This is a genomic window from Pontibacter akesuensis, from assembly GCF_001611675.1.
Classification (GTDB): domain Bacteria; phylum Bacteroidota; class Bacteroidia; order Cytophagales; family Hymenobacteraceae; genus Pontibacter; species Pontibacter akesuensis.
In genome coordinates this window covers 2,975,001-2,999,012 of record NZ_CP014766.1, presented here as the reverse complement: position 1 = coordinate 2,999,012, position 24,012 = coordinate 2,975,001, and the positions used below count along the sequence as shown (strand labels likewise).

The 24,012-nt window shown below is 50.0% G+C and carries 24 protein-coding genes; 12 read left to right on the top strand and 12 right to left on the bottom strand.

The window, feature by feature from the left end; translation table 11 throughout:
- Nucleotides 1–13 precede the first annotated feature (13 nt).
- The 4 genes from A0W33_RS12855 to xerD form a co-directional block, all read right to left on the bottom strand.
- Nucleotides 14–3,025 (bottom strand): SusC/RagA family TonB-linked outer membrane protein, encoded by a 3,012-nt coding sequence (locus A0W33_RS12855; RefSeq protein ID WP_068838539.1) that lies wholly within the window; start codon nt 3,023–3,025, stop codon nt 14–16.
- 64 nt (nt 3,026–3,089) lie between these two features.
- Nucleotides 3,090–4,289 (bottom strand): anhydro-N-acetylmuramic acid kinase, encoded by a 1,200-nt coding sequence (locus tag A0W33_RS12850; protein ID WP_068838537.1) that lies wholly within the window; start codon nt 4,287–4,289, stop codon nt 3,090–3,092.
- 230 nt (nt 4,290–4,519) lie between these two features.
- On the bottom strand, nt 4,520–4,966 hold the full coding sequence (locus A0W33_RS12845; protein WP_139237169.1) for a glycosyl-4,4'-diaponeurosporenoate acyltransferase CrtO family protein: 447 nt from the start codon (nt 4,964–4,966) through the stop codon (nt 4,520–4,522).
- Nucleotides 4,967–5,257: 291 nt separating this feature from the next.
- The gene (xerD, locus tag A0W33_RS12840; RefSeq protein ID WP_068838533.1) at nt 5,258–6,157 is read right to left on the bottom strand and encodes a site-specific tyrosine recombinase XerD; all 900 of its coding nucleotides are present in this window, start codon (nt 6,155–6,157) and stop codon (nt 5,258–5,260) included.
- 154 nt (nt 6,158–6,311) lie between these two features.
- Between xerD and aroQ the strand changes: the two genes are divergently transcribed.
- From aroQ to A0W33_RS12815, 5 genes are all read left to right on the top strand, one after another.
- Entirely contained in the window at nt 6,312–6,758 is a 447-nt protein-coding gene (gene aroQ, locus A0W33_RS12835) for a type II 3-dehydroquinate dehydratase (protein WP_068838530.1), read from the top strand.
- An 83-nt stretch (nt 6,759–6,841) separates the two neighbouring features.
- Nucleotides 6,842–7,903, top strand: a complete 1,062-nt coding sequence (locus A0W33_RS12830) for an aminotransferase class V-fold PLP-dependent enzyme (protein WP_068838528.1) — start codon at nt 6,842–6,844, stop codon at nt 7,901–7,903.
- 89 nt (nt 7,904–7,992) lie between these two features.
- Entirely contained in the window at nt 7,993–8,553 is a 561-nt protein-coding gene (locus A0W33_RS12825) for a MarC family protein (protein ID WP_068838526.1), read from the top strand.
- 79 nt (nt 8,554–8,632) lie between these two features.
- On the top strand, nt 8,633–9,103 hold the full coding sequence (gene rnhA / locus A0W33_RS12820) for a ribonuclease HI (protein ID WP_068838524.1): 471 nt from the start codon (nt 8,633–8,635) through the stop codon (nt 9,101–9,103).
- A gap of 334 nt (nt 9,104–9,437) precedes the next feature.
- Nucleotides 9,438–10,154: a tRNA1(Val) (adenine(37)-N6)-methyltransferase gene (locus A0W33_RS12815; RefSeq protein WP_082815228.1), complete on the top strand. Its 717-nt coding sequence runs from the start codon at nt 9,438–9,440 to the stop codon at nt 10,152–10,154.
- Nucleotides 10,155–10,266: 112 nt separating this feature from the next.
- On the opposite strand, the gene A0W33_RS12810 is transcribed toward A0W33_RS12815, so the two are convergent.
- Both A0W33_RS12810 and A0W33_RS12805 read right to left on the bottom strand, forming a co-directional pair.
- Nucleotides 10,267–10,653: a nuclear transport factor 2 family protein gene (locus A0W33_RS12810; protein WP_068838523.1), complete on the bottom strand. Its 387-nt coding sequence runs from the start codon at nt 10,651–10,653 to the stop codon at nt 10,267–10,269.
- A gap of 75 nt (nt 10,654–10,728) precedes the next feature.
- Nucleotides 10,729–12,081: a saccharopine dehydrogenase C-terminal domain-containing protein gene (locus A0W33_RS12805; protein ID WP_068838521.1), complete on the bottom strand. Its 1,353-nt coding sequence runs from the start codon at nt 12,079–12,081 to the stop codon at nt 10,729–10,731.
- Between the two features lie 126 nt (nt 12,082–12,207).
- On the opposite strand from A0W33_RS12805, the gene cdd reads away from it, so the two are divergent.
- The 3 genes from cdd (at nt 12,208) to A0W33_RS12790 (ending at nt 14,155) form a co-directional block, all read left to right on the top strand.
- On the top strand, nt 12,208–12,690 hold the full coding sequence (cdd, locus tag A0W33_RS12800; protein ID WP_068838519.1) for a cytidine deaminase: 483 nt from the start codon (nt 12,208–12,210) through the stop codon (nt 12,688–12,690).
- Nucleotides 12,691–12,749: 59 nt separating this feature from the next.
- Nucleotides 12,750–13,406, top strand: a complete 657-nt coding sequence (locus tag A0W33_RS12795) for an alpha/beta hydrolase (protein ID WP_068838517.1) — start codon at nt 12,750–12,752, stop codon at nt 13,404–13,406.
- Between the two features lie 239 nt (nt 13,407–13,645).
- On the top strand, nt 13,646–14,155 hold the full coding sequence (locus A0W33_RS12790) for a hypothetical protein (RefSeq protein WP_074937222.1): 510 nt from the start codon (nt 13,646–13,648) through the stop codon (nt 14,153–14,155).
- Nucleotides 14,156–14,310: 155 nt separating this feature from the next.
- Here A0W33_RS12790 and A0W33_RS12785 read toward each other — a convergent pair whose 3' ends face one another.
- On the bottom strand, nt 14,311–14,703 hold the full coding sequence (locus tag A0W33_RS12785) for a VOC family protein (RefSeq protein WP_068840114.1): 393 nt from the start codon (nt 14,701–14,703) through the stop codon (nt 14,311–14,313).
- Nucleotides 14,704–14,824: 121 nt separating this feature from the next.
- Here A0W33_RS12785 and A0W33_RS12780 point away from each other — a divergent pair, with 121 nt between their 5' ends.
- The gene (locus tag A0W33_RS12780) at nt 14,825–15,688 is read left to right on the top strand and encodes a hypothetical protein (protein WP_068838513.1); all 864 of its coding nucleotides are present in this window, start codon (nt 14,825–14,827) and stop codon (nt 15,686–15,688) included.
- Between the two features lie 79 nt (nt 15,689–15,767).
- Here the strand turns inward: A0W33_RS12780 and lgt are convergent, their stop codons facing one another.
- The gene (lgt, locus tag A0W33_RS12775) at nt 15,768–16,607 is read right to left on the bottom strand and encodes a prolipoprotein diacylglyceryl transferase (protein ID WP_068838511.1); all 840 of its coding nucleotides are present in this window, start codon (nt 16,605–16,607) and stop codon (nt 15,768–15,770) included.
- A gap of 103 nt (nt 16,608–16,710) precedes the next feature.
- Between lgt and A0W33_RS12770 the strand changes: the two genes are divergently transcribed.
- Nucleotides 16,711–17,040: an SdpI family protein gene (locus tag A0W33_RS12770; protein ID WP_068838509.1), complete on the top strand. Its 330-nt coding sequence runs from the start codon at nt 16,711–16,713 to the stop codon at nt 17,038–17,040.
- A gap of 56 nt (nt 17,041–17,096) precedes the next feature.
- Here the strand turns inward: A0W33_RS12770 and nadE are convergent, their stop codons facing one another.
- The 4 genes from nadE to A0W33_RS12750 all read right to left on the bottom strand — a co-directional run bounded on the left by nadE (nt 17,097) and on the right by A0W33_RS12750 (nt 21,450).
- Nucleotides 17,097–18,983, bottom strand: a complete 1,887-nt coding sequence (nadE, locus tag A0W33_RS12765) for an NAD(+) synthase (RefSeq protein ID WP_068838507.1) — start codon at nt 18,981–18,983, stop codon at nt 17,097–17,099.
- Nucleotides 18,984–19,158: 175 nt separating this feature from the next.
- Complete coding sequence (gene rnc / locus A0W33_RS12760; protein ID WP_068838505.1) at nt 19,159–19,899, bottom strand: ribonuclease III; 741 nt, start codon at nt 19,897–19,899, stop codon at nt 19,159–19,161.
- Nucleotides 19,900–19,902: 3 nt separating this feature from the next.
- On the bottom strand, nt 19,903–21,156 hold the full coding sequence (gene fabF / locus A0W33_RS12755; protein WP_068838503.1) for a beta-ketoacyl-ACP synthase II: 1,254 nt from the start codon (nt 21,154–21,156) through the stop codon (nt 19,903–19,905).
- A gap of 57 nt (nt 21,157–21,213) precedes the next feature.
- Complete coding sequence (locus A0W33_RS12750) at nt 21,214–21,450, bottom strand: acyl carrier protein (protein WP_068838501.1); 237 nt, start codon at nt 21,448–21,450, stop codon at nt 21,214–21,216.
- Between the two features lie 156 nt (nt 21,451–21,606).
- Here A0W33_RS12750 and A0W33_RS12745 point away from each other — a divergent pair, with 156 nt between their 5' ends.
- Nucleotides 21,607–22,035 carry an IPExxxVDY family protein gene (locus A0W33_RS12745; RefSeq protein ID WP_068838499.1) on the top strand — a complete coding sequence of 143 codons (429 nt, stop codon included), beginning with the start codon at nt 21,607–21,609 and terminating at the stop codon, nt 22,033–22,035.
- 3 nt (nt 22,036–22,038) lie between these two features.
- Entirely contained in the window at nt 22,039–23,472 is a 1,434-nt protein-coding gene (gene pyk / locus A0W33_RS12740; RefSeq protein ID WP_068838496.1) for a pyruvate kinase, read from the top strand.
- The last annotated feature ends 540 nt before the right edge of the window (nt 23,473–24,012 follow it).

The window sequence follows — 24,012 nt, the reverse complement described above, 5'->3', positions numbered from 1 at the left end:
TAAATAAAATAGATTAGAAGGATACTGCTACGCCTAAGGCATAAGTTCTTGGTATCGGCACCTCCACAAAGTCGAACCCGCGCACGGCATTAGTTTGACCAGCAGCATTTACTTCCGGGTCGTAGCCACTGTAATCATCTATCGAAAAGAGGTTACGACCTGCTAAGTTTAACCGCACAACAGAGCTTCCTAAGAACGCTGGCCTAAACTCGTAAGCAACAGAAACTTCTCTTAGCTTGATGAAAGATCCGTCTTCTATGTAGTTTTCAAATATACCAAACAAAGCAGCAGAGGTACCTTTGGGCACTTCTCCTCTTAACTCTGGCTCATAACCAGCTAAGCCACCATACAAATCACGCTCCCCCACACGGCGGGTAAAATTGAAAACATCAAAGCCATAGGAAGCATCAAACTGTGTTCTGAACGACAACCCTTTTCCTACTGACAATTCATTTATCCAAGAACCTGTCCAATCCGGGTTGGGGTCGCCAATTACTTTCGGCTTGGTAGCACCTGCTGGCTGTCCCGTCTCCGGATTGCGGCCTACGCGTTCTGCCTGAGGCAAACCAGCCGCGTTTAACAGTAGCGAACCATCTTCATTGCGGGCGAAATAAGTACTGTAAAACGCCCCGATCGGGTACCCGTTTACAGCAGCCACCTGCCCGAAACCACCCGGGAAAGTGAGCACACCGCCCGGAATATTGTTCACCTCGTTTTCGTTTCGGGAATAAATGACAGTGGAAGTCCACTTGAAATTTTCACTCTGAACTGGCGCTCCCGTCAACAACAATTCAAAGCCTTTATTTGTCATTGTTCCGATATTGGCATATTGGTTAACGAAGCCACTGGAAGGCGCTAAACCCACAAACAGAAGCAAGTCCTCTACATCTTTTTGATAGACTGTGAATTCAAAGCCCAGCCTGCCATTAAAGAAGCTGGCGTCTGCCCCAATCTCTGTTTCAACCTGTCGCTCTGGTTTGATGCCGGCATTGCCCAGCAGGGTAGATGAGATTACTCCCGGTAAACCTGGCAAAGCAACTGGTGTATAGTTGGTATATCGGTCAAAAGCGCCAATAGCCGTTAAATTACCTGCCTGACCATAAGAGGCCCTAAGCTTTAAGATAGGGACAACGTCTTCTAGACTTTTCCAGAACCTTTCATTAGAGATGAGGTAAGAGCCACTCACTTTCGGGTAAAATTGCCACCTGTTTTCTACCCCGAAAACAGAAGACACATCGTACCTACCAGCACCGGTTAGGAACAGGCGATCGCCAAAGCCAAAGGTTTGTTGCGCAAAAAAGCCAAGTATGCTAATGTCACTCCTACTTTCCCCGGAAACAATCGTCGCGCCGCTAGTAGAAACCTGTGCAATCGGGCCTAGCTGTGTTCCCGTAATACCAGTAGTAAAGGCTTTCTCTACTTGGGCAGTTGCACCAACTCCCGTAGTCGACTCTAACCAGTCTGCCAGTTTTGTCTGATAGGAGATGTTTAAATCGTTGTTCAGGAAATACGAAGTTCTGTCGGCCCGGCGTGAGTAGCCGGCATCGTAAGAAGGCGTGGTATTGCGAACAGGAATAAAACCAGTAGCTATTTGGGTAGCATTATCATATCCCAAAGTATAATTGATGTTCATGCCCTTGAGCGGTGTCATGTTCACCTGAAAATCACCAATAAAACGGTTTGTTCTTTGTCTGAAATCAAATCGCTCGATTGCCTCCAGCGGATTGGTCCTTCTAATAAAGGATGGGGCCGTTGATGGAAAAACACCATTTACCGGATCAGGATTAATAAAATTATTACTGAAGATAAAACCGGTTAACGCACCATAAGCCTCACTTAAACCGCCATTCGGAATCTCAGAACTAGTGCTTAGTACATAGTTGGCACCCACTGAAATCGAAATCCAACTATTCAGGGTCTGATCAACGCGAAGACGGACTCCAGCTCTTTCAAAATCTGTATTGTCGATAATCCCTTGGTTGATCAGGTAATTTCCACTCATGAAATACTGCGTATTCTGACTGCCACCCGATACGGATACGTTATTCTCAGAACCATAGGCCGTACGGAAAATCTTATCCTGAAAATCGTAGCGTTGTACTGGCTCCTGCGTTAGATCAGAGGCGAGGTTATTAACAAAACGGAACGGATGATCATTATAATCCAGTGTTTTCCGCACCTCGTTCACCCTAAATTGGGAGGAAACATTTATTTTGGGTTTCCCCTCTTTACCGCGCTTGGTGAAGATCTGCACCACCCCATTGCTGGCTCTTGAGCCATAAATGGCCGCCGCTGCAGCTCCTTTAATGATTTCCATACGCTCAATATCGTTCGGATTAATATCTACCAAACGGTTTTGGGCGTACCCTCCTAAGTCAATCAATTCAGCAGAGGAGTTGTTGATGATAACGCCATCTACAATGTAAAGCGGATCTCCGGATCCTACTACCGTACTAGTTCCCCTGAGGCGCACACTTATACCTCCGGCAGGGTTGCCAGAGTTCTGGGTAATTTGGGCACCGGCCACTTTACCGGCCAGGGCCTGATCTACGGAAGTGGCTATACTATTCTCAAGAACCTCTCCGGATACCGTTGAAATGGAATTCCCCAGTTGCTTTTTACTCGTTGCCACTGAGGTACCCGTTACGATTACTTCATCCAAACCCACAATGTCCTCTTTTAGCGTTACATCCTGCGTTACAGCCGGTGAAGTACCAAGCACTACTGACCTCGTGGTAGGTTGATAGCCCAAATAGGAATATGTTACAGGGTATGTGCCGGCAGGTACATTCAGGACCAGACTATAGTTGCCATCCACGTTTGTGGCAGTGGCCGTGTTACTATTTCCCAGCTTTACAATCACGCCAATAAGCGGCGCTTTTGTTCGCTCATCTACCACTGTACCGGTAAGGGTATAGTTGTTTGTTGCCTGTGCAAACACAACCTGCTGAACCAAGGCTAGCAGGAACGTCCATAGCAACGCTGCCCTTAAGCTGGCAGCCCTTTTGAAGTAAGTTTTCTTCATAGTACAATTGCTTTAAAACCAACACCTAATGTATTAAAAATTAAAGATATCCAGGCTATTTAATTTATTCAGGAAAGCTTATTTTACCCATGTGCACAGAAGGTAAGCGGGTTTGGTTCTGACCAAAGCTGAGACCATTGCCTACTAGCGTTTCATTAGCGAGTGTGGCAAACAGCACGGCTTCTTTGGCATCGGGTAAAACGCCTAGTTCTGCTGTGTCGCTTATGGTATCTTGTCCTAGAATTTCTTTTATACTCGAAAGCAATAGGGGGTTGTGCATACCGCCTCCACTCACAAATATTTTATAGCTGTCTTTCTGCACGGTTCTCTCGATGGCATCACAAATGCCAATGGCAGAAAATCGGTTAAGGGTAGCTAAAACATCCTGTACCGAGATACCCTTTGTATTAGAAGTCTTTTGCGCATTCGCTAAGTATGACAGGTTGAACAGTTCTGGGCCCGTGGTCTTAGGGAACCCTTGTGCAAAAAAAGAATGGTCCAGCAGTGCGGCTAACAAAGGTTTGCTACAAGTGCCGGCTAGGGCAATCTCTGAGTTAGCGTCATAATATTTTCCAGGTAAATTCGCCTGCACATAAGCATCCATCAAGGTATTGCCGGGCCCAACATCCGTAGAAAAAATTCTGTCTGTGTTAAGGTCGCCGGGCAGAAAGGTAAAATTGGCAATTCCGCCTATGTTTAGCATGATTCGGTCCTGCCCTTTTTCTGAAAATAACAGGTAATCCCCATACACGGCCAAAGGAGCGCCTTCGCCTCCGGCAGCAACATGCTTTTGTCTGAAATCGCTTAAAGTAAGTATGCCAGTTTTTACTGCTATACGATCGCCATCTCCTATTTGCAGCGTAGCGTTAGGCATGTTATGCTGCTGGTGCAACGAAAGCGGGGCATGGTAAATGGTTTGCCCATGGCTCGCAATAGCATCTACCTCGCTTGGGGCTATTCCCCACTTTTGTAAACAATTCAGGATAAGGTCGGCATGATAACTTCCGATGAAAGCATTCAGAAGGCAAACTCTTTCTAGGTCTACCTGCCGCTTAGCAAATATGGATTTTATACTTTCTTTGAATTCACTTCCGTAAGCCATGGTTTCGAAGGCTCGAACAACAACCTTGGTTTCCAATCCATGTCCGCTGAATTCACACAGCGCAATGTCAAGGCCATCCAGTGAAGTGCCAGACATAAGGCCTATGATAGTTCGTTTTTCCTTATTAATTATTTCAAATAAATGACTTAAATTCTTATTCATTGTTAAGAGAGAAAAGGTACATCACAGACCTAATTTATGAGGAATATTCAGTAGAAGCTTCAATAAATACTTATAATTTTTATTTATATAATTTCAAAAACTACCATTCATCACTAGTAATTAACTCCTGAATTATACTTACAGGTGACAATACTGCTAATGCAATGCGAATAGAACCAAAACTACATGATTAGTAGAGATGTTAATTTGAAAGTATAAGGTGGCTTACACTACCTTAGTGCGGCTAACTGATGTTTCTTTACACCGAGAATGACTTTATCCAACCTTCGCTTATTGTACTGCTGCAGTAAAACGGGATAGAGGTTAAGTATAACATTGAGCAGCAGCAGCGGCACCACCTGTCTATATAGCCCCTGCACCAGTGTTATAGGAATACCAATTGTAACAACCAGCCAAAAGGCTATCCTATGCAACCACTCAGAATGCGTCATCGCCTTTCGCACCTCAGTACATTCATCCAAAGTGGGCGTGGCGCTTAACTTTATATTCTGATTCAGGTGGCGATAAAAAGTTTTGGTTACAATCCACTTAAATGCACCTATTCCTATAAATGAGTACCTGGTATTGCTGCCTATAATCCGAAAGTTGGCTATACCGTAATACTGGCGGCGCCTCAAAAAATCTGCCATCAATAACCCTAGTAGCCAGGATATCATGATGATGGCAAGCAGTCTGAATATCTCGGCTATCACCCCTTCCTTATCCCTAAAAAAAAGTATTATGATGAGCAGGAACTACACCCGGTAACCAGGTGCCGCTCAGGCTTAATGCTAAATCAGGAGCGGGCTTGGGAGGGGGTACCTTGGCCGAAGGAGAAGAGACTACTTCCATGGAATTTAAGTTTGTTTGGTTGTTAAAGTTATGCCGGCACAGAATGCCCAGCATTTATACTTGCTGTACTTACAAATATAGAATCTTTACAATACAAACCTAGCCCGACAAGGCATTTAGCTCCGCGGGTGGAAGTCTTTGATCACCTGCTTCAGGTAGTCTCGGTCGAGGTGGGTGTAGATCTCGGTGGTGGTGATGCTCTCGTGGCCCAGCATTTCCTGCACGGCGCGCAGGTCAGCGCCGCCCTCTATCAGGTGGGTGGCAAAGGAATGGCGGAACGTGTGGGGGCTCACTGTTTTCTGGATGCCGGCTTTGGCCACCAAGTCTTTGATGATGGTGAACACCATGATGCGCGACATGCTGGTGCCCCTCCGGTTCAGGAACAGGATATCTTCGTGTCCTTTTTTAATAGTGAGGTGGCAGCGAATGCCCTCGCGGTACAGGTTGATATGCTTCAGCGCATCGCGGCCAATCGGTACCAGGCGCTCCTTCTCGCCTTTACCGGCAATTTTGAGGAAGCCAGCATCGGCATACAAATTACTGATGCGCAAATCGAGTAACTCAGACACACGCAGTCCGGAGCTGTAAAGTGTTTCGAGCATGGCGCGGTTGCGCACGCCCTCCGGCGTAGACAGATCGATGGCGGCCAGCAGTTGCTCAATCTCGTGGAAGGCAAGCGTATCGGGGAGTTTACGGCTTAGTTTGGGGGCTTCAATTGTGTCGGTGGGGTCAGTCTGCATCATGTCTTCCATGATGAGGAACTTGTAATAAGCGCGGATACCCGACAGCGTGCGGGCCTGTGAATGCGGTGTCATGCCCAGTTCATTCACCCACTGCAGAAACTCCCGAAGTATGGCCGGCGACACCTCCTCAGGGCTCACCTGCATTCCCTTCAGATCCAGGAAATCGATCAGCTTGCGCACATCACGCACGTAAGCCTCCACTGAGTGCCGCGAAAGCGATTTCTCCAGTTTCAGGTACTCCTCGAATTGCTTTATGCTGATGCGCCAGTTCACTTTCTGAATTATGAATGATGAATTAGGAATTATGAATGGGAGCACAAAACGAACGCTTCACACTCAGGCCGCCCCTAATTTATTCCTCTAAAGAATAGAGCAAAGGTAGTTAATCCTTACCTTTGTAGCTTCTGAAATTTGCGAGAAGTCTGAAATGAAAATACTCATCCTGAACGGCCCGAACCTGAACCTGCTGGGCACGCGCGAGAAGTCGGTGTACGGTAGCCGTTCCTTCGAAGATTACTACAAAGAGCTGGAGGAAGCTTTTCCGGGGCTGGAACTTTCAACCTTTCAGTCGAACACCGAAGGCACGCTGATTGATAAGCTGCACGAGGTGGGTTTCAGCTACAAGGGCATCGTGTTTAACGCTGGAGCCTATACCCATACGTCGGTGGCGCTGTCAGACGCTGTGAAGGCCATTGATACACCTGTAATTGAAGTGCACATTTCGAATGTGTATGCGCGGGAGGCTTTTCGCCACAAAAGTATGATTGCCCCGCATTGTGCTGGCAGCATCATCGGCTTCGGTTTGGAAAGTTACCGGCTTGCTTTACTGCACTTTGAGCGGATGAAACCAAAACAAGTGGGCTTTCGGGTATGATATCTGAAACTTGCGCCGTTATACTTTCGTCAAACTAACATTATTTTAAAATATAGTCATGAAACTATATTAACTTGCTTCCTATGCTTAACTTCTATCCCGGTCCGTCTAAAGTATACCCTGAGGTGCGCCAGTACATGGTGGACGCTTATGATGAGGGTGTTCTGAGCACGCCGCACCGGGGCGAGCAGTTCGTGCAGCTCTCGCGTACGGTGGTTGGCTCTATGAAGCGCAAGCTCAACATCCCGCAGGACTACCACATCTTTTATGCCTCCTCGGCCACCGAGATCTGGGAAATCCTGATTCAGAGCCTGACCAAGCACAAAAGCTCGCACATCTACAACGGCTCTTTCGGGGAGAAATGGTTTCAGTACGCGCAAAAGCTGCGCCCGGCTTCTGAGGGTTTTCAATTTGATGTGAACGAGCCCATGCCGGTGAGCGACCTGCAGGTAAGCCCGGACACGGAACTGATCTGCTTTACGCAGAACGAGACTTCCAACGGTACGCAGGTAGGCCCTACTACCATCCTGAACCTGCACAACCGCTACCGCGACACGCTGATCGCTGTGGATGCTACCTCCTCCATGGCTGGCTTAAACCTAAAACTGATTAAGGCAGACATCTGGTACGGATCAGTGCAGAAGTGTTTCGGCCTGCCGCCGGGGCTTGCCGTAATGGCCTGCTCTCCGCGCGCTATACTTCGGGCCAAGCGCATGGGGGAGCGCGCGCATTACAACAGCCTGGTAACGATGCATGAGAAAATGCTCAATTACCAGACCACGCACACGCCAAATGAGCTGAGCATTTACTTGCTCAAGCGCATGCTCGAAGACCGCCCGTTTATCAAAGGCATTGATCAGCACCTGACCGACCGGGCACTGGACCTCTATACTTTCTTCGAACAGTTCACCGACATCAAGCTGCTGGTGGAGAACGAGGAGGTGCGCTCTAAAACCGTAGTCACGCTGCAAGCCAACGACAGGCTGATAGAGGATATTAAAAAGCGGGCGCTGCACCACAACATCCGCCTTGGAAACGGCTACGGCCAGTGGGCCAGAAATACCGTGCGCATTGCCAACTTCCCAGCCATACAGGACGAAGAGTACGAAGAGCTGAAACGCTTCTTCCTGCACTATTACGCTTGACCTGTGTCTACGCGGGCGTATCCGCTTGCAGCCATTTTACGCTTCCCGCCCATTCATAATTCTTAATTCATCATTCATAATTCGAAAAAGTGTTCAGTTTAAAAGAGATCGCGTCGGTTACACTCACGCTGTTTGCCGTGATTGATATTGTCGGCTCCATCCCCATCATCATTGACCTCCGCAAACGCGAAGGCAAAATAGAGTCAGAGAAGGCCACTGTTATTTCGGGTGTGCTGATGATTGCATTTCTGTTTCTGGGCCAGTCCATCCTAAAGCTTTTCGGCATTGATTTCGAGTCATTTGCCATGGCAGGTGCCATTATCATTTTCCTGATCGGTTTGGAGATGATCCTGGGAAAAGACTTTTTCCATTCTGACCCTGAGTCGCAGAGCGGCTCCATTGTACCGCTGGCTTTCCCGCTCATCGTAGGCGCCGGCACCATGACAACGCTGCTTTCGCTGCGTGCCGCTTACTCGCTGCCAAACGTGTTGGTAGGTATTGTGCTAAACCTGGTGTTCGTATACCTGGTACTGAAGGGCAGCAGTTGGATTGAGCGCAAACTCGGCAAGGCTGGCGCCAACGTACTGCGCAAGGTATTCGGTATCATCCTGCTGGCCATCGCCATTAAACTTTTTAAGACGAATTTATAATTTTGAATGAGTGGTTGAGTGAATGAGTGAGTATAATCTATTCTCTCATTCACTCAACCACTCATTCACCACTTATACTATGATCGAACTATACACAGACGGTTCTTCACGCGGCAACCCTGGTCCTGGCGGCTACGGCACCATTTTGCGCTGGAAACAGCACGAAAAGGAGCTGTCCGAAGGCTTTCGAAAAACCACCAACAACCGGATGGAATTGCTGGCCGTGATTAAGGGGCTGGAGGCCATCACCAAGCCCGGCATGCCCGTTACCGTTTACTCCGATTCCAAGTATGTGGTGGATGCCGTGGAGAAGCGTTGGGTATTTGGCTGGCAGAAGAAAGGCTTCAAAGGCAAAGCCAATGGCGACCTGTGGGCGCGCTTCCTCCGCATCTATGCCAAGCACAACGTGCGGTTTGTCTGGATACGCGGCCACGCCGGCCACCCTGAAAACGAGCGTTGCGACCAACTCGCCGTTGCCAGCGCCATGTCCTCTAACCTGCTCATCGACGAAGGCTTTGAATCGGGCATGTATAACGGGGCGGGAGTTTGAGTTCAATTTTGAATAACTGACTTTTGAATAATTGAATTCAGCATGATTGATTCACTGCTAGGTTATCCCAACATGTTGCGTTCCCTGTCATGTCGACGATAGGAGAGGTCTTCTTAACAATCCAGATAGATTTCTCGCCCTGCTCGAAATGACAGAGAGAGAGTGAAACAAGTATGACAAAGCATAAATTGTCATCTTGGAAAGATCTTGGTGGCGGAGTGCAAAAGCAGTTGCAGCTCGCCCACAGGATCCTTACAGGATGACAAAAGAAGAAAGTCAAAGTATAAATTCACGCATTCACTCATTCAGTTATTCAATCATTCAAAATTAACCAGTGCGCAATTCATACTTCCAGTTTAAGCAGTTCCGGGTAGAGCAGGACAAGTGCGCCATGAAAGTGTGCACAGACTCGTGCGTGTTTGGGGCTTTTGTGGAAGTGGCTGAAGCGAAGTGCATACTGGACATTGGCGCGGGTACGGGTTTGCTCTCGTTGATGGTGGCGCAGCGGAGTAACGCACGTATAGAGGCTGTGGAGATTAACCCCGAGGCGCAGCAACAGGCGAAGCAGAATTTTGCCGCCAGCCCCTGGGCAGAACGGCTGCACCTGCACCCGGTTTCCCTACAGGAATTCAGCAAAGAGGAGCAGCCGAAGTATGACGTCATCCTGTCGAACCCACCCTTCTTCCTGTCCTCCCTTAAGTCGCCGGACGCAGCCCATAATACCGCCCGCCATACCGGAGAACTGCTTTTTGAGGACATCGTAATCTTTACCCGCGAACGTCTTTCAGAAAGCGGGAACTTATACTTGCTGCTGCCTCCAGCCGAGGCTGTTTATTTTGCCAAATTGGCCCAAGCCTCGGGTTTATACTTGTCTGATACACTGCAAATTCACACCTACCACGGCGGCAAATGCATCCGTCATATCCAAACTTATACTTTCAAGGTTCCCGCCTCTCCCACTATTCAGGATTTCTTTATTCGGGAGGAGGATAAGGTGACGTACACACACGATTTTGTAAAACTGCTGCGGGAATACTATCTGGCCTTTTGAGCTTGCCCCAGACGCTCACAGGAGCAGCGCATGCTGCGAGGTCTTACAATCGCTTTCCATGGCACAGAATATCTTTTTATCATCTTCCTGCAAGTATGGCTACTGAACTGACTTAGCTGATGTCCTGCAGTTTAATGATCTTGCCATCCTTAAAATAGAAAATTGATTTGCCCTGCAAGGTTAGTTCATCGCCTGCTTTCATGCCGTTGGGAAGGTCTGCTGCCAACACGCCACAGTAATTTATACTTGCTTCAACAACATCGCCACGAAAGTCTATACTTTCCAGTTGCTGCTTCCTTTCTGTGAAGTAAGTTTTGGCCTGCTCTGCCTGCTTTCTGAAGGCACTGATTCCTTCCGTTCTAAAAGTCACCTCACCGCCTGCTCTATTCTCGAAGATGACGTTGGGATGCAAATCCTGGATCATGCCCGCTACATCAAAAGCATTGTAGGCTTGGATGTAGTTCTGTATTATTTGCCGTTTGCGCTCTTCCTGATTCATGGGATTGCTATAAAACAGAGCAGGCGAGACACCCTGCCTCACCTGCTCTGTTTTACTTTCCCATTCTCCTAAATGTTATCCTGCCTTCTCCCCCACTACCTCTTTCTCTACAAATCTGATCCCGTACGCCTCCAGCTCATCCAATACCGGCTCGTACAGCTCCGGGAAAATCGGAATCACCACGCCGCGGCGCGTAATTTTGCCCTGTAGCAACAGCTTGGCAAGTATGCCCACAGGCAAACCCACTGTTTTCGCCATGGCCGTCTGCACCTCATCGTCGCCTTTGGCCACCAATGTAGACGTCACCTCGCGCTGCTCTCCGTTCAGGGTATACCCGAACTGGTGCTGCATCACAATCATGTCTTTATCGCCGGGCGCCAGTGTCCATTTCTCCTTCAGGATCTTCTCCAGAATCTGCGCCGGCGTAGCGGCAGCCAGTGCCACAGGCGTTTCTTCAAACAAACCAAGCCACTCCAGCTTCTGCATCACGTCGCCATCGGCAGGGATGCCTAAGTATAAGCTGATGCGCTCGGCCATACTTTGCGTGGCCGCACTGGCAGGAGGCAGAAAGGCTTCCACAAACGTGCGGTACGTCATCTGGTCGGAGCCGTCCAGGTCATAGCTGTCGTCGGTGAGGCCGAGTTGCACAAACACATCCCACGCTTCACAGTAGCCCTGCCGGCGCAGCGTACCGCGCAGCATCGTCGGGATATCGAGCAGCTCGTATGGCTCGCGGTAACTGAGCGAATCGCGGTTGGCATAGCCCTCAAAATGGCCGTAGCCCTCCACATAAAAGGTATCGGTGCGCTTAAACAGCTTATGGTACGGAATATACTTGTACTGTCCCTTCTTGATGTACTTTGCCGTGCCCTGACCGGCCAGCACCACGTTGCGCGGGTTCCAGGTAAACTTGTAGTTCCAGGGGTTGTTGTCTGATTCGGGTGCCACCAGCCCGCCCGTGTACGATTTGAACGTGGTAAGCTTGCCGCCCGCCGCCTTTATACTTCGGATCACCCGCATGGCCGACATGTGGTCAATACCGGGATCGAGGCCAGACTCCATCAGAATGGTGAGGTTCTTCTGCTGTGCCTCCTCGTGCAGCGCCAGGAAAGCCGCCGACACATAACTGGCCGTGATCAGGTGCTTCTCCTGCGCCAGGCACTCTTTGGCCACCTCAATGTGAAAGACAGCCGGCAACAGCGAAATTACCAGGTCGGCAGCGTTTACTTCCTGCGCGCGCTGCTCCGTATCATGCACATCAAAGGTAATGGTTTTGGCAAAAGCGAGCGGCTCCACCAGGGGCTGCAGGTGCGCCACGTTGATGTCGCCGATCGCAACCTCCCAGTTTTCGGCAGGGGCATTATCGAGTAAATAGCTGATGAGGGAAGAGGCCGAGCGACCAGCTCCGAGAAGCAATATTTTTTTCATAGCGTGCTGTTGGGTTCAGCTTGAAGATAGAAATTACCCGAGCCATGGCCAAATTATTATGGTTTTGTCAGATATAAAGGGTAATTTTATAGCCCTTTTCTAATATTTGAACCTACTTGTGACAAAATGGCAAGTGAACTGAACGTACAAATAAGTGTAGCGGTGTTGGAGCCGCAGGAACTGACGGCACAGGAGCAGCAGGCCATGCAACTGGCCCAGGAGGCCGCCAACGATGCCTATGCACCCTACTCAAACTTTTTGGTGGGCGCTGCCCTGGTGCTGGAAGACGGCACCATCTTTGAAGGCAGCAACCAGGAAAACGCCGCTTATCCCTCCGGTCTCTGCGCCGAGCGCACCGCCCTTTTTGCCCTAAGCGCTCATCATCCCAAGGCTAAAATAAAGCTTTTGGCCGTAACCGCACGCCGCCGCCACGAGCAGCACCATTTGCCCGCCATGCCTTGCGGCGCCTGTCGGCAGGTAATGTCGGAGTATGAGTTTAAGCAAAAGGAGCCGATCCCCGTGCTGCTGCAGGCTGCCGATGGAAAGTTCTACCGCTTCAGAAATGTGTCTGACTTACTGCCTTTCCAGTTTACTCCAGAACACCTTTAATTTAATTATGAATTAAGGATTAGGAATGATGAATTGAGGCTGCTCATCAGTATAACCATATGAACGAACATAGCCTTACGGTACCCCGCACTGCCCGTTATTATACCTTGGGCACGCCTTCGGCAAGTATAAAAGACCTTTGGATTGTGTGCCACGGGTACGGCCAGCTGGCGCGCTACTTTTTGCGTCATTTTTCTGCGCTGGATAACGGGCAAACGCTTGTTGTGGCACCCGAGGCATTGTCTAGGTTTTACCTGGAGCGCTTTTCCGGCCGCATCGGTGCCACCTGGATGACGAAGGAAGACCGCCTGTCCGAAATAGAGGACCAGGCCAGCTACCTGAACCTGCTCCTGCGTGAGCAACTGCAGCAGCTACCGCAGGATGTGCGCATTACCGTACTTGGCTTCTCGCAGGGTGGCGCCACGGTTAGCCGCTGGCTGGCTACGCAAAACGTGCCCGTGCACCGCCTCATTCTCTGGGCCGCCTCCTTCCCCGAAGACATCGACTTCTCCTCCGGCAAGGCAGCCTTTGCCAACCTTCCTGTCGCCGTGGTGTATGGCATGCAGGATGAGTTTATCACCCCCGAAGCACTTGCGAACAAGCAGCAACTCATGCATCAGCTCGGTATAAATTCGCAGGTTTATACGTTTGAGGGCGGCCACAGCATAGATGCAGCCACATTGGCACTGGTGAACGAGCAGTTGCATGTGATGTAAACTTTCACTACAGCTTCCTACTAAAAGTTATTGAAGACTAAGCAGCTACTGCAATTATAGCGCTACTGACTGTTAGATTTATATTGTAGCCTCTATATAGTATATTCGTTAGTCCGATTCCGTTTATCTAGCTATATTATAATCCCGTTTATACTCTAGTTGTGCGCAACAAGAATGTATAAATAGAATTAAATACACATAATTCATGAATACTAATTCCCTATCAAGCACCTAAACTCATGAAAGCATTTCTTACCATTATTCTGCTTACAGTTATATCTGGCTGTATGGGTAAGCAGGATGAATTGAATTTCTATATAAAGAGTAGAGATGGTGAGAATGATAGGCAGTTAAATGTATTCTTAAACCAAGAGCCAATAATTGAGATGGAATTGGCTGATAATGCAGTAGAAGAAAATTACAGTATTTTCAGAACGAAGGCCCCGAAAGATACTGAAAGAATAGTAGAAGTGATTTTAGAAGACTCAATAACACAAAAGATAAAGATACCTTCGAAAGGGTCTTATAATATATTCATCATTGCTAATTCAACTCTATGGTTCCGAGATTATGGCAACCCTAGAATATATGACCATTTAAAAAACAGGGAAACTTCTGATTTCAGGGGATTTGCAGATAGCTTGTATGACAATGGCATCATAGACCAAAAACACATTCAACTGTACGAGTTAAACAGTAGTGCTGCTATTGAAGTCTCTTTTGATAAAATTAACGCTCCTGCCAAATAGCTTAATAGTTTTAGAAACAATATTAGAATCTAAGGTTAATTTAGGAGTATCAAAATTATAAAAGGGCAAAAAGATACTCCGCACAACAAAACCTATAAGGTAGCTTCGCCACCTCATAGCAAAGCCGTTATAAATTTACTAACACAGCTGCTCCTTCACCGCTCCCACATGCCCCCCATTACCACCTCCAGCAGGTGCCGGTCCGGGTCGCGGAAGTAGAACGACAGGAAGCCGCCGCCCCAGTCATACTCCTGCTCTATGGCAATGCCCAATTCCTCTACTTTCTGTTTCCAAGGCGCATACTGCTCCCGCTCCACCTCGAAGGCCAGGTGCAGCTCGCCTGAGCCGAAATGAGGCGGCAATTTTTTGGATTCCTTCGAAACCTCTGCCAGAAAGCACAACAACACCGATCCCCCGGCCCTGAAAAACACATGCCTGTTCTGCACTTCCCCTATCAGCGCAAAGCCTAGTTTGCCGTGGTAGAAGGCCTTGCTCCTTTCCAGGTCTGCCACATACAGGCAGGTCTCCTTTATTTTCTTTATCTCCATGTCTGCAGGTTCTTGGCTGTTAAGCAAGTGTGCTGTCAGCCTATTTTAAAGTTTATACTTCGGTTATGTTAACGTCTGCCTAAACTTCTCGTTAATAATAGGCCGTCACTAAATAACGTACATGAAACTGATGATAAAGATTGCTGTAATCATGCTGGGCCTTGTGGGCCTTATAACTTTCTTCCTCCGGGACACGCTTTTTGAAGAGCGCCCGACCGCTGCCACGTCCACCGCCGCTGCTGCCGGTGAGCTGCAACAGGTGGCTTCGCTGCCAAATGAGGTGGAAGAGAGCTCGGGCCTGATTGTATTGCCTGATGGAAACTACCTTACCCACAACGATGCTGGCAACAAGCCACACCTGTACCAGTTGGATGCGCAGGGCAAGCTGCAGGCAACTTTTAAGCTTAACCTGCCCAACGTGGATTGGGAGGATCTGGCAAAGGACGACGAAGGCAACATCTATATTGCCGACTCGGGCAACAACAACAATTCACGCCGCGAGTTGGCTGTGTATAAGGTAAACCTGGCACAGCCGGAGCAGGTGCAGGCCATCCGCTACACCTACGAGGACCAGAAAGAATATCCGCCCAAGAAAAAAGACCGCAACTTCGACAGCGAAGCCATTTTCTGGAGTGATGGCAGTTTATACCTGATCTCTAAAGACCGTGGCCAGGGCGCTACCGCCAAAGTATACCAACTGCCCGACCAGCCCGGAACGCACCAGGCCAAAGTGGTTGGGAGCCACCAACTGAAGGCCGAGATAACAGGTGCCGCCATCAGCCCTAACGGGAAAATGGTAGCGCTTGTGAGCGAAAGTGCCCTGCACCTGTTCAGCGACTTCAGCAGCGCCGACAAATTCTACGAAGGCACCTATGAGAAGCGCCAGCTAAAAAATGCCGGCCAAACAGAGGCGCTGGATTTTATGAATGACGAGGAACTCGTAATCACGAGCGAAGGTGGCAACCTGTACCGCTATACTTTGTAGAAATTCATACCTGCTGAAAACGAAGAAGCCCTTTTGCCATGGTGGCAAAAGGGCTTCTTCGTTTTATAAAAAATCAGTACTACGCGTTGCTGCTTTCAGGAAGCCTGCCTCCAGGAAGGGCTTGCGTAGGCCGCAGCCATACCCAAACAAGTATGGCAATGCCAATGATGATCAGCGGGATACTTAGCCATTGGCCCAGGTTCAGCGTCATGGTTGCCTCCTTTGCTACCTGGTCTTCTTTGAGGAACTCCACCAGGAAACGGAACGAGAACAGCGCTGTTACAAAAATGCCGAAGAGCAAGCCCTTGGGCAGTGCTCCCTTGTACTTGCTCCAAAGCCAGTACAGCACCACAAACAGCAGGAACACACTTAGCGACTCGTACAGCTGTGTGGGGTGGCGCGGCACCACGGGGTTCTCGCCCAGGCGCACAAACTCAAACGCCCAGGGCACGGTAGTTGGGTGACCGATAATCTCCGAATTCATCAGGTTGCCCAAACGGATTAAGGCACCGCCCAGTGCCACTACAATTACAATGCGGTCCAGCACCCACAGGTAATCAAACTTCTGGTTGCGGCTAAACAGCCAAAGCGCGAAAAGTATACCAATGGTGGCACCGTGGCTGGCCAGCCCGCCCTCCCAGATTTTCAGTATCTCGATGGGGTTGCTTAGATAGTACTCCGGAGAGTAGAACAGTGTGTGGCCCAAACGCGCTCCCACCACCGTACCGATGATCATGTAAATGGTAATCACGTCCACGTCGCCTTCAGTGCGACCCTCGGCCACGTATATTTTCGTCAGGATGCGCTGGCCAATCACAAAGCCCAGCGCGAAAAGCAGGCCGTACCAACGGATGCTCAACGGGCCGATGCTGAAAATCTCCGGATCAACGTTCCAGGTAATGTAGTTCAAAATGCTCATAATGCGAGATGCTTAGCTGGCAAAGTTAAGATAAATCGGCCACGGAAAAAACGAAAGCAACCTGCGGCGCGTGTTATATAACGAGAACCTGCTATGTATGCGTATGCTCCTGCTGCACCTCCTCCCCGGCCTGCTCCTGTTTATCGCCGGCATCATCTTCCGGACATGGCCACCAAAACAAATTAACTGGCTATACGGCTTCCGCACGCACTACTCCATGCGCGACCAGCCAAACTGGGACGAGGCAAACCGCTACCACCCCACGCTGCTCATCGGCATTGGCATGATAGCCACACTTGCCGGAGGTCTTAGCTACCTTTTCGTTCCGCCAAAGCTTGGGATACTGCTGGTGGTGGCGCTGATGCTGGTGCTACTAATGGGCAGTATTGTGCTCACAAACGAGCACCTGAAGCGCAAGTATGGCAAGTGGTAAGCAGCAGGATGCGCAATATAAAAAGCGGCGCTGCCGGGATGGCAGCGCCGCTTGTGCTATCTGTCTTTGAGCAGTTGCAGCTCTTCCCGGAAGCCTCCGCTCAGAATCGGGAAGCGCAGCCAGCTGCGGGGGTCCAGGTTGTAATCGTCGAGGTGGAACGATGGCGCGTAGCGATCGCGCTTCCACTGGTTTCGGGACCACAGGCTGTAGTATTTCGTGATCCAGCCCTTCAGCGTTGCGCCGTCTGCCACACCGTCCTTCAGCAGAATGTCGTATACTTCCAGCGGCGAGTAGCGGTCGTGGAAGGCCAGTCGCTCAATCTGGTTCAGCACCTCGTACGGCATCAGGTCCTTCTCATCCGTCTGCTCCTCTTCTGCAGGCCGAAGCTCAGCACTTGGCTGCAGGTTGTTCACGTACTGCAGGCCAATGTAGCCCAACTCCTGCTGCGCCCAAATCAGAAACTGCCGGATAAAAGCCTTATCGATCCCGGCGATAGGCGAAATACCGCCGGCTGTGTCACCATCCATCGTAGCATAGCCAACAGAGGCCTCGCTGCGGTTAGAGGTGGCCATCAGCAAGCCGTTCTGGATATTCGCCAGCATCCAGATGCCGGGGGCACGCACGCGGGCTTGTATGTTCTGCAGCGTCACGTCGTCCTGCTCCCATGTCAGGTCGCGGCCCAGTACTTCCTCTATTGTGGAAGTATAATTGCGCACCACTTCGTCAATCGTCCAGTTATAGAACTTCGCTCCGATGGAAGCAGCCAGTTCCTTCGCTGACTGGTAGGTATCATCCGAAGAGTTCACGGTGCCCTGGTAAGCGGTTGTCAGCAGTTTCTTTACGAGCGCTTTCTGGGCCTGTTCCTCTGGCAGCGCGGAGACTTCCGCTATTTCCGCTGGCGAGAAAAGCAGTGCTTTCTTCATGAAGGGTTCCAGACCCAAACTTTCCACGCCACGACGTGCTACCTCGGCCACAGCCACAGCACACGCTGACGAGTCGGCGCCACCGCTAAGCGACAGCACAAAACCACGGCTGCGGCTCTTGCGCATGTAATCGAACAGGGCCAGACTAAGGGCCGCCATCAGTTCCTTGTTCTCATCAATCGGCGGCAGGTACTCAATCACTTCTTCAATAGTTGGATTCCTGGAGAAGCATACTTCCGCGCACTCCAAATCCACATCCTTAAAGCAAAGCAGCTCGTTGCGGCGAATCAGTTTACCGTTCTGCGCAATCAGCACCTCGCCGTCATAGATCATGCGGCCCGCCTCGTTGCCCAGCAGGTTGGCGTACATGTAGGCGCACTGGTATTTCTTAGAGGCATCCACCACCAGCCTGTGGCGCACGTCTGTTTTGCTTAGGGCAAAGTGGCTGGCGCTGGGGTTAAGTATAAGCTGCACACCTTTTGGCATGTGGCGCTCTGCGGGGCGGTTCGGTCGCCAGGCATCTTCACAAATCTCAAAGGCATACTTCACACCCTTCTCTTCGTAAATGATGTCGCCTATAGGATAGCGCTGTCCGTTTACTTCAAATTCTTCTACTACATCGGCAGGCCAGGGCGTAAACCAGCGCGGCTCGTAGTGCACGCCATCGTTTGCCAAAAATTGCTTTGCCGTGAAGCCCACAATCTCTTTGTTCTTGATTACGCAGGCTGTGTTGTACACTTTCAGCTTGTAGAACACCGATACGCCCACCGCTACCGTTATGCCATCGCACCACTCCTTTAGCTGCAGCAGGTGCTCAAAGGCCATCTCCGAGAGCCAGGGGCTCAGGAACATGTCTTCGCAGCCATAGCCGGAAACAGCCAGTTCGGGGAGCAGCAGAATATCAGCGTTGTTATTTTTCGCCTTGGTAATGGCGTCTTGAATGTTTTTCAGGTTGCCGTCCCAGTCCATAGGGGTTTGGTTGAGGGCTGCGGCAGCCAGTACGAGTCTCGTTTCTTCCATAGGGTTATATAACGCAAGTATGCAAAGGCAAGTTAAGCGCAGGATTTCAATTTAGGATATTCGAGTGCTGTGAAACGGAATGATTCCAGTCTGAAAGGAGATTTGGCGAACAGCATCAGGCCCTAACAGGCACACCTATTCAGTCAATGAAATGCAGCTGTACTCTATGGCAGGCTTAGCTGATCTTCAGGAAGGTGAGCCCCTTTTCAGCGGCTGCCTGATCGGCTTTTTTCTTGGAGAGGCCTACGCCTGTGGCAATAGGTTTGTCGTCGATGTATACCTCGGAGGTAAACTCGGTGGTGTTTCCCTGCTGCTTCCGCTTCACAATCTCAAAGCGGATGTCAAGGTTCTGGCTTTGCGCCCACTCAATGAGCTTGCTCTTGAAGTTGGCCGTGGTGTTAACCAGGTTATGCAGGTCGATGTGCGGTTTGATGAGCTTGCCAAGTATAAAGTCGCGTGTGGTGTTGTAGCCCTTGTCCAGGTAAATGGCACCCACTAACGCCTCTAGTGCGTTACCGTTTACCGATTTGTGACGCATGGAGTTACTGGTTGTATCTACCTTCACCAGCAGGTTCAACCCAATTTTCATGGCAATCAGGTTCAGCGACTCGCGGTTAACGATGCGCGAGCGGATCTCTGTCAGAAAACCCTCGTCTTCGTACGGAAACTTCCTGAACAAAAGCTCTGCCACCACGGCGCCAAGTATGGCATCGCCTAAAAACTCCATGCGCTCGTTGGTCTCATGCTTGCCTGCCGCGCTTTGGCGCGCAAACGAAGTATGGGTGAGCGAGAGTTTGTACAGTCGGATGTTATCAGGTGTGCTGCCAATAATGCCAGCAAGTGCACGTACTAAGGCTCTATCTTTATTGAATAACCTATGGTAAATGCGCCGAACTGGTTTAATGGGTCCAAACACTAATTAGTCCTTGTATTGACGGAAAATAACGGAGGTGTTGTGGCCCCCAAAACCGAAGGTGTTGCTTAGTGCAACTTTAACTTCCCGCTCCTGCGCCTTGTTGAACGTGAAGTTCAGGCGGTTGTCGATGTTTTCATCGTCGGTGAAGTGGTTGATGGTGGGTGGCACCACGTTGTGCTGCACGGCCAGGATAGAGGCAATGGCCTCGATGGCACCGGCGGCACCCAGCAGGTGGCCTGTCATGGATTTGGTGGAGCTGATGTTCAGCTTGTAAGCCTGGTCACCAAAAACAGTTTTGATGGCCTTGGTTTCACTGATATCGCCAAGCGGTGTGGAGGTTCCGTGTACGTTGATGTAATCTACCTCCTCGGGCTTGATGCCTGCATCACGCAGCACGTTCTTCATCACGTTCAGAGCACCCAATCCTTCCGGATGCGGAGCGGTGATATGGTGTGCGTCAGCAGACATGCCGCCACCGATGATCTCGGCGTAAATTTTAGCGCCGCGCGCTTTGGCGTGCTCGTACTCCTCCAGAATTAAGGCACCGGCACCCTCGCCTAATACAAAGCCATCACGACCTGCATCAAACGGACGGGAAGCGGTTTCCGGAGAGTCGTTTCGCTCAGAAAGAGCTTTCATGGCATTAAAACCACCGATACCAGCCTCTGTTACAGCGGCCTCTGAGCCACCACTCACGATCACATCAGCCATACCCAAACGGATGTAGTTGAAGGAGTCGATCAGGGCGTTTGTTGCCGAGGCGCAGGCAGAAACAGTAACGAAGTTTGGCCCACGGAAGCCATACTTGATGGAGATGTGGCCGGCACTGATGTCGGCGATCATCTTCGGTATGAAAAACGGGTTGAAGCGTGGTGTTCCGTCGCCGTTGGCAAAGTTCACGCACTCTTCCTGAAACGTGCGCAGGCCGCCAATTCCAGAGCCCCAGATTACCCCGATACGGTCAGGGTCAATGTTCCCCTCCATCAGTTTAGCATCCTGCACGGCCTCCTCGGCCACCACAAGTGCAAACTGCGTAAACAAGTCCATTTTGCGGGCTTCCTTACGATCAAAGTATTTCTCCGGATCGTATCCTTTAATTTCGCAGGCGAACTGCGTTTTAAACTTACTTGCGTCGAAACGTGTAATGGGCGCAGCGCCACTCACGCCATTGATCAGGCCGTTCCAGTACTCTGAAACAGTATTACCAATTGGCGTGAGTGCGCCTAACCCAGTAACTACGACTCTCTTAAGCTCCATAAGCTGTTAGTAGAGGATAGACAGTAGAAAAAACTTTTATAGAAAGGGGAGGATGTATTACTTCGCGTGCTCTTCCAGGTAGCTTACCGCCTGACCTACAGTAGAGATGTTTTCAGCCTGATCATCCGGAATAGACACATTGAATTCTTTTTCGAATTCCATGATAAGCTCAACAGTATCTAGTGAATCGGCACCCAGGTCATTTGTGAAGCTTGCCTCTGGTGTAACCTCTGCCTCTTCAACACCAAGCTTATCGATGATGATAGCTTTTACTTTTTCTGCGATTTCTGACATTTTATTTTATAGTTAATTAAAACACTGTGCAAAGAAATGGAAATACACTTACAATGTCAAAAAAAATTACGGGATGTGGAGAAGTAGCAAAAGTTTTATGGGCTAATATTCCGATTTACAGGCAGAGGTTCTTACTTTAGCATTTCAAAGCCACCCATGAAAGTTCACCGCCTGCAGATAGCGTACGATTATAGCTTCGACCTGTACGGGCTTGCCTCGCCTGTAAAGGACTACAAGCTGGCGTGGGTGCTGAACAAGGTGCTGCAACTGCACCTGACCCGGCGAAAAGACATTTGCTACGACCACACGGGCGAGGCAAGTATGCTGATCTCCAATTTTCAGTATGAAACAGAACACAGCGAGGTGCGTTTGTTCAGGAACAGAGCTTTAGGCGGCACAGGCTTTAAAAAGCCGTTTCTGCTGCCCGATATAAAAGAGTATGATTACGTGCTGCAAATAAGCGGGGCAATGCAGCAACTGTACCCGCAGGAGCTGCTGAAAAACCTGCTGCGGGTTCCGCTGGTGCAGTATGTTAAACGTTTTGACCCTCTCACACTTAAATTCAAAGAGAACCTGATCTTCTAAAGTATGGACATTTCATTTAATAAGACAAAAGTGCTGGCCACCGTAGGCCCAGCCAGTAACTCCTACGAGCGCTTGGTTGAGCTTGTAAAGGAGGGTGTGGATGCGTTTCGCCTGAACTTCTCGCACGGCGAGCATGCGGAGCATCAGAAGGTGATTGACCACGTGCGCCGCATCAACAAAGAGCACGGCACCTACATTGCCCTGGTGCAGGACTTGCAGGGCCCGAAGATCCGCATGGGCGAGATAGAGAACGGCGGTGTGGAGATACGTGAGGGAGAGATCATCAAACTAAGGAGCGACGGCTCGGTGAGCAGCAGCGACCATTTGGCCACCAGCTACACCGAACTGGCCAGAGACGTGAACGTGGGCGACTCTATACTTATCGACGATGGCAAGTTGGAGGTGATCGTTACGAAAACCGACAAGGACCAGGAGGTAGAGGCGAAAGTAAAGTATGGCGGCATCGTGAAGCCCCGCAAAGGCATTAACCTGCCTAACACAAAGGTATCGGCTCCGTCGCTTACCGAGAAAGACATGGAAGACCTCCTCTTCGGCCTCGACAACGATGTGGAGTGGGTGGCGCTTTCTTTTGTGCGCACAGGCAAAGACATACTGGAGATCAAACGCATCATAAAAGAGCGCGGAAAGGACACCCGCGTTATTGCCAAGATCGAAAAGCCCGAGGCCATCGAGAATATTGATGACATTCTGCGCGAAGCGGACGCCCTGATGGTGGCCCGTGGCGATTTGGGTGTGGAAGTAGGTATGGAGAAAGTACCGATGATGCAGAAGATGCTCATCGATAAGGCTAACCAAGCGGGCAAGCCGGTGATTGTGGCTACCCAGATGATGGAAAGTATGATCGTGAACCCACGCCCTACCCGCGCAGAAACCAACGACGTAGCCAACGCGGTAATTGACGGGGCCCACTGCCTGATGCTTAGTGCCGAAACTGCTGTTGGCGCGTGGCCACTCGAGACAATCCGCAGCATGAACCTTACCATCCAGATGGTGGAGGAGCAGCACGAAGGCATCTTTTACAGAAGCAACTTTCAGTTAGATCCTACGTCATCCACCTTCTTCAACGACAGCCTGGTGGCCAGCGCCTGCTACTTAGCCCGCGACACCAAAGCCAGCGCCGTTATCGGCATGACCAAGTCAGGATACACGGCTTTCCAACTGGCAAAGTACCGCCCGAAGGCCAACATTTTTATCTTTACTGAGAACAAGCAGCTCCTGAACACGCTGAACCTGGTGTGGGGCGTTCGCGGCTTCTACTACGATAAATTTGAGTCAACTGACGGCACCATTCAGGACATCAAGCAGACGCTGCTGGACAGCGGCTTCATCAAGAAAGGCGATGTGTTCATCAACACGGCCAGTATGCCGATCAACGAGCAGAAGCGCACGAACATGATTAAGCTGAGTGTAGCGTAAGTATACTCTTTTATACTTTATAAGAGAGGGCCTGAAGCAGTAGCTTCAGGCCCTCTTTGTTTTTGGCTTATCATTCCGGTTGCCGCTATTGTCATCTCGAATGTAATGAGAGATCTATCTAAAATTCTGTAGAGATCAAGTGATTAACGCAACTTCAGCCAAGCTATTCTTTCTAGCTGCCGCTTATCCTCCAGCTCCCAAACCCTAAACGCTTCGCTTCAAGCTTTGGAGCGCTCACGGCCGCGAGGCCCCGTCCTCGGGCATCGCGCTGTGTATTGAAGCTGCTCCTCGCTCCGCTGCGGGCTGCCCCTGCAGGGCACCGCAACATGCACAAGGCGCTCAACCCAAGGATTGGAATCATTTCATATAGCTACAGCAGTAGCCATGCAACAAGTATAGCTGTCCCCTTGAGGGGACTATAGGGGTGTTCTACTATTACGAAACATTGACGCTTCTACTGCTGACTATTCCCCTCCTCTGAGGGGCAGGGGTGGGTTTACAACGGAAGGTATAGATTCCACTTATTCACCTTAAACACAA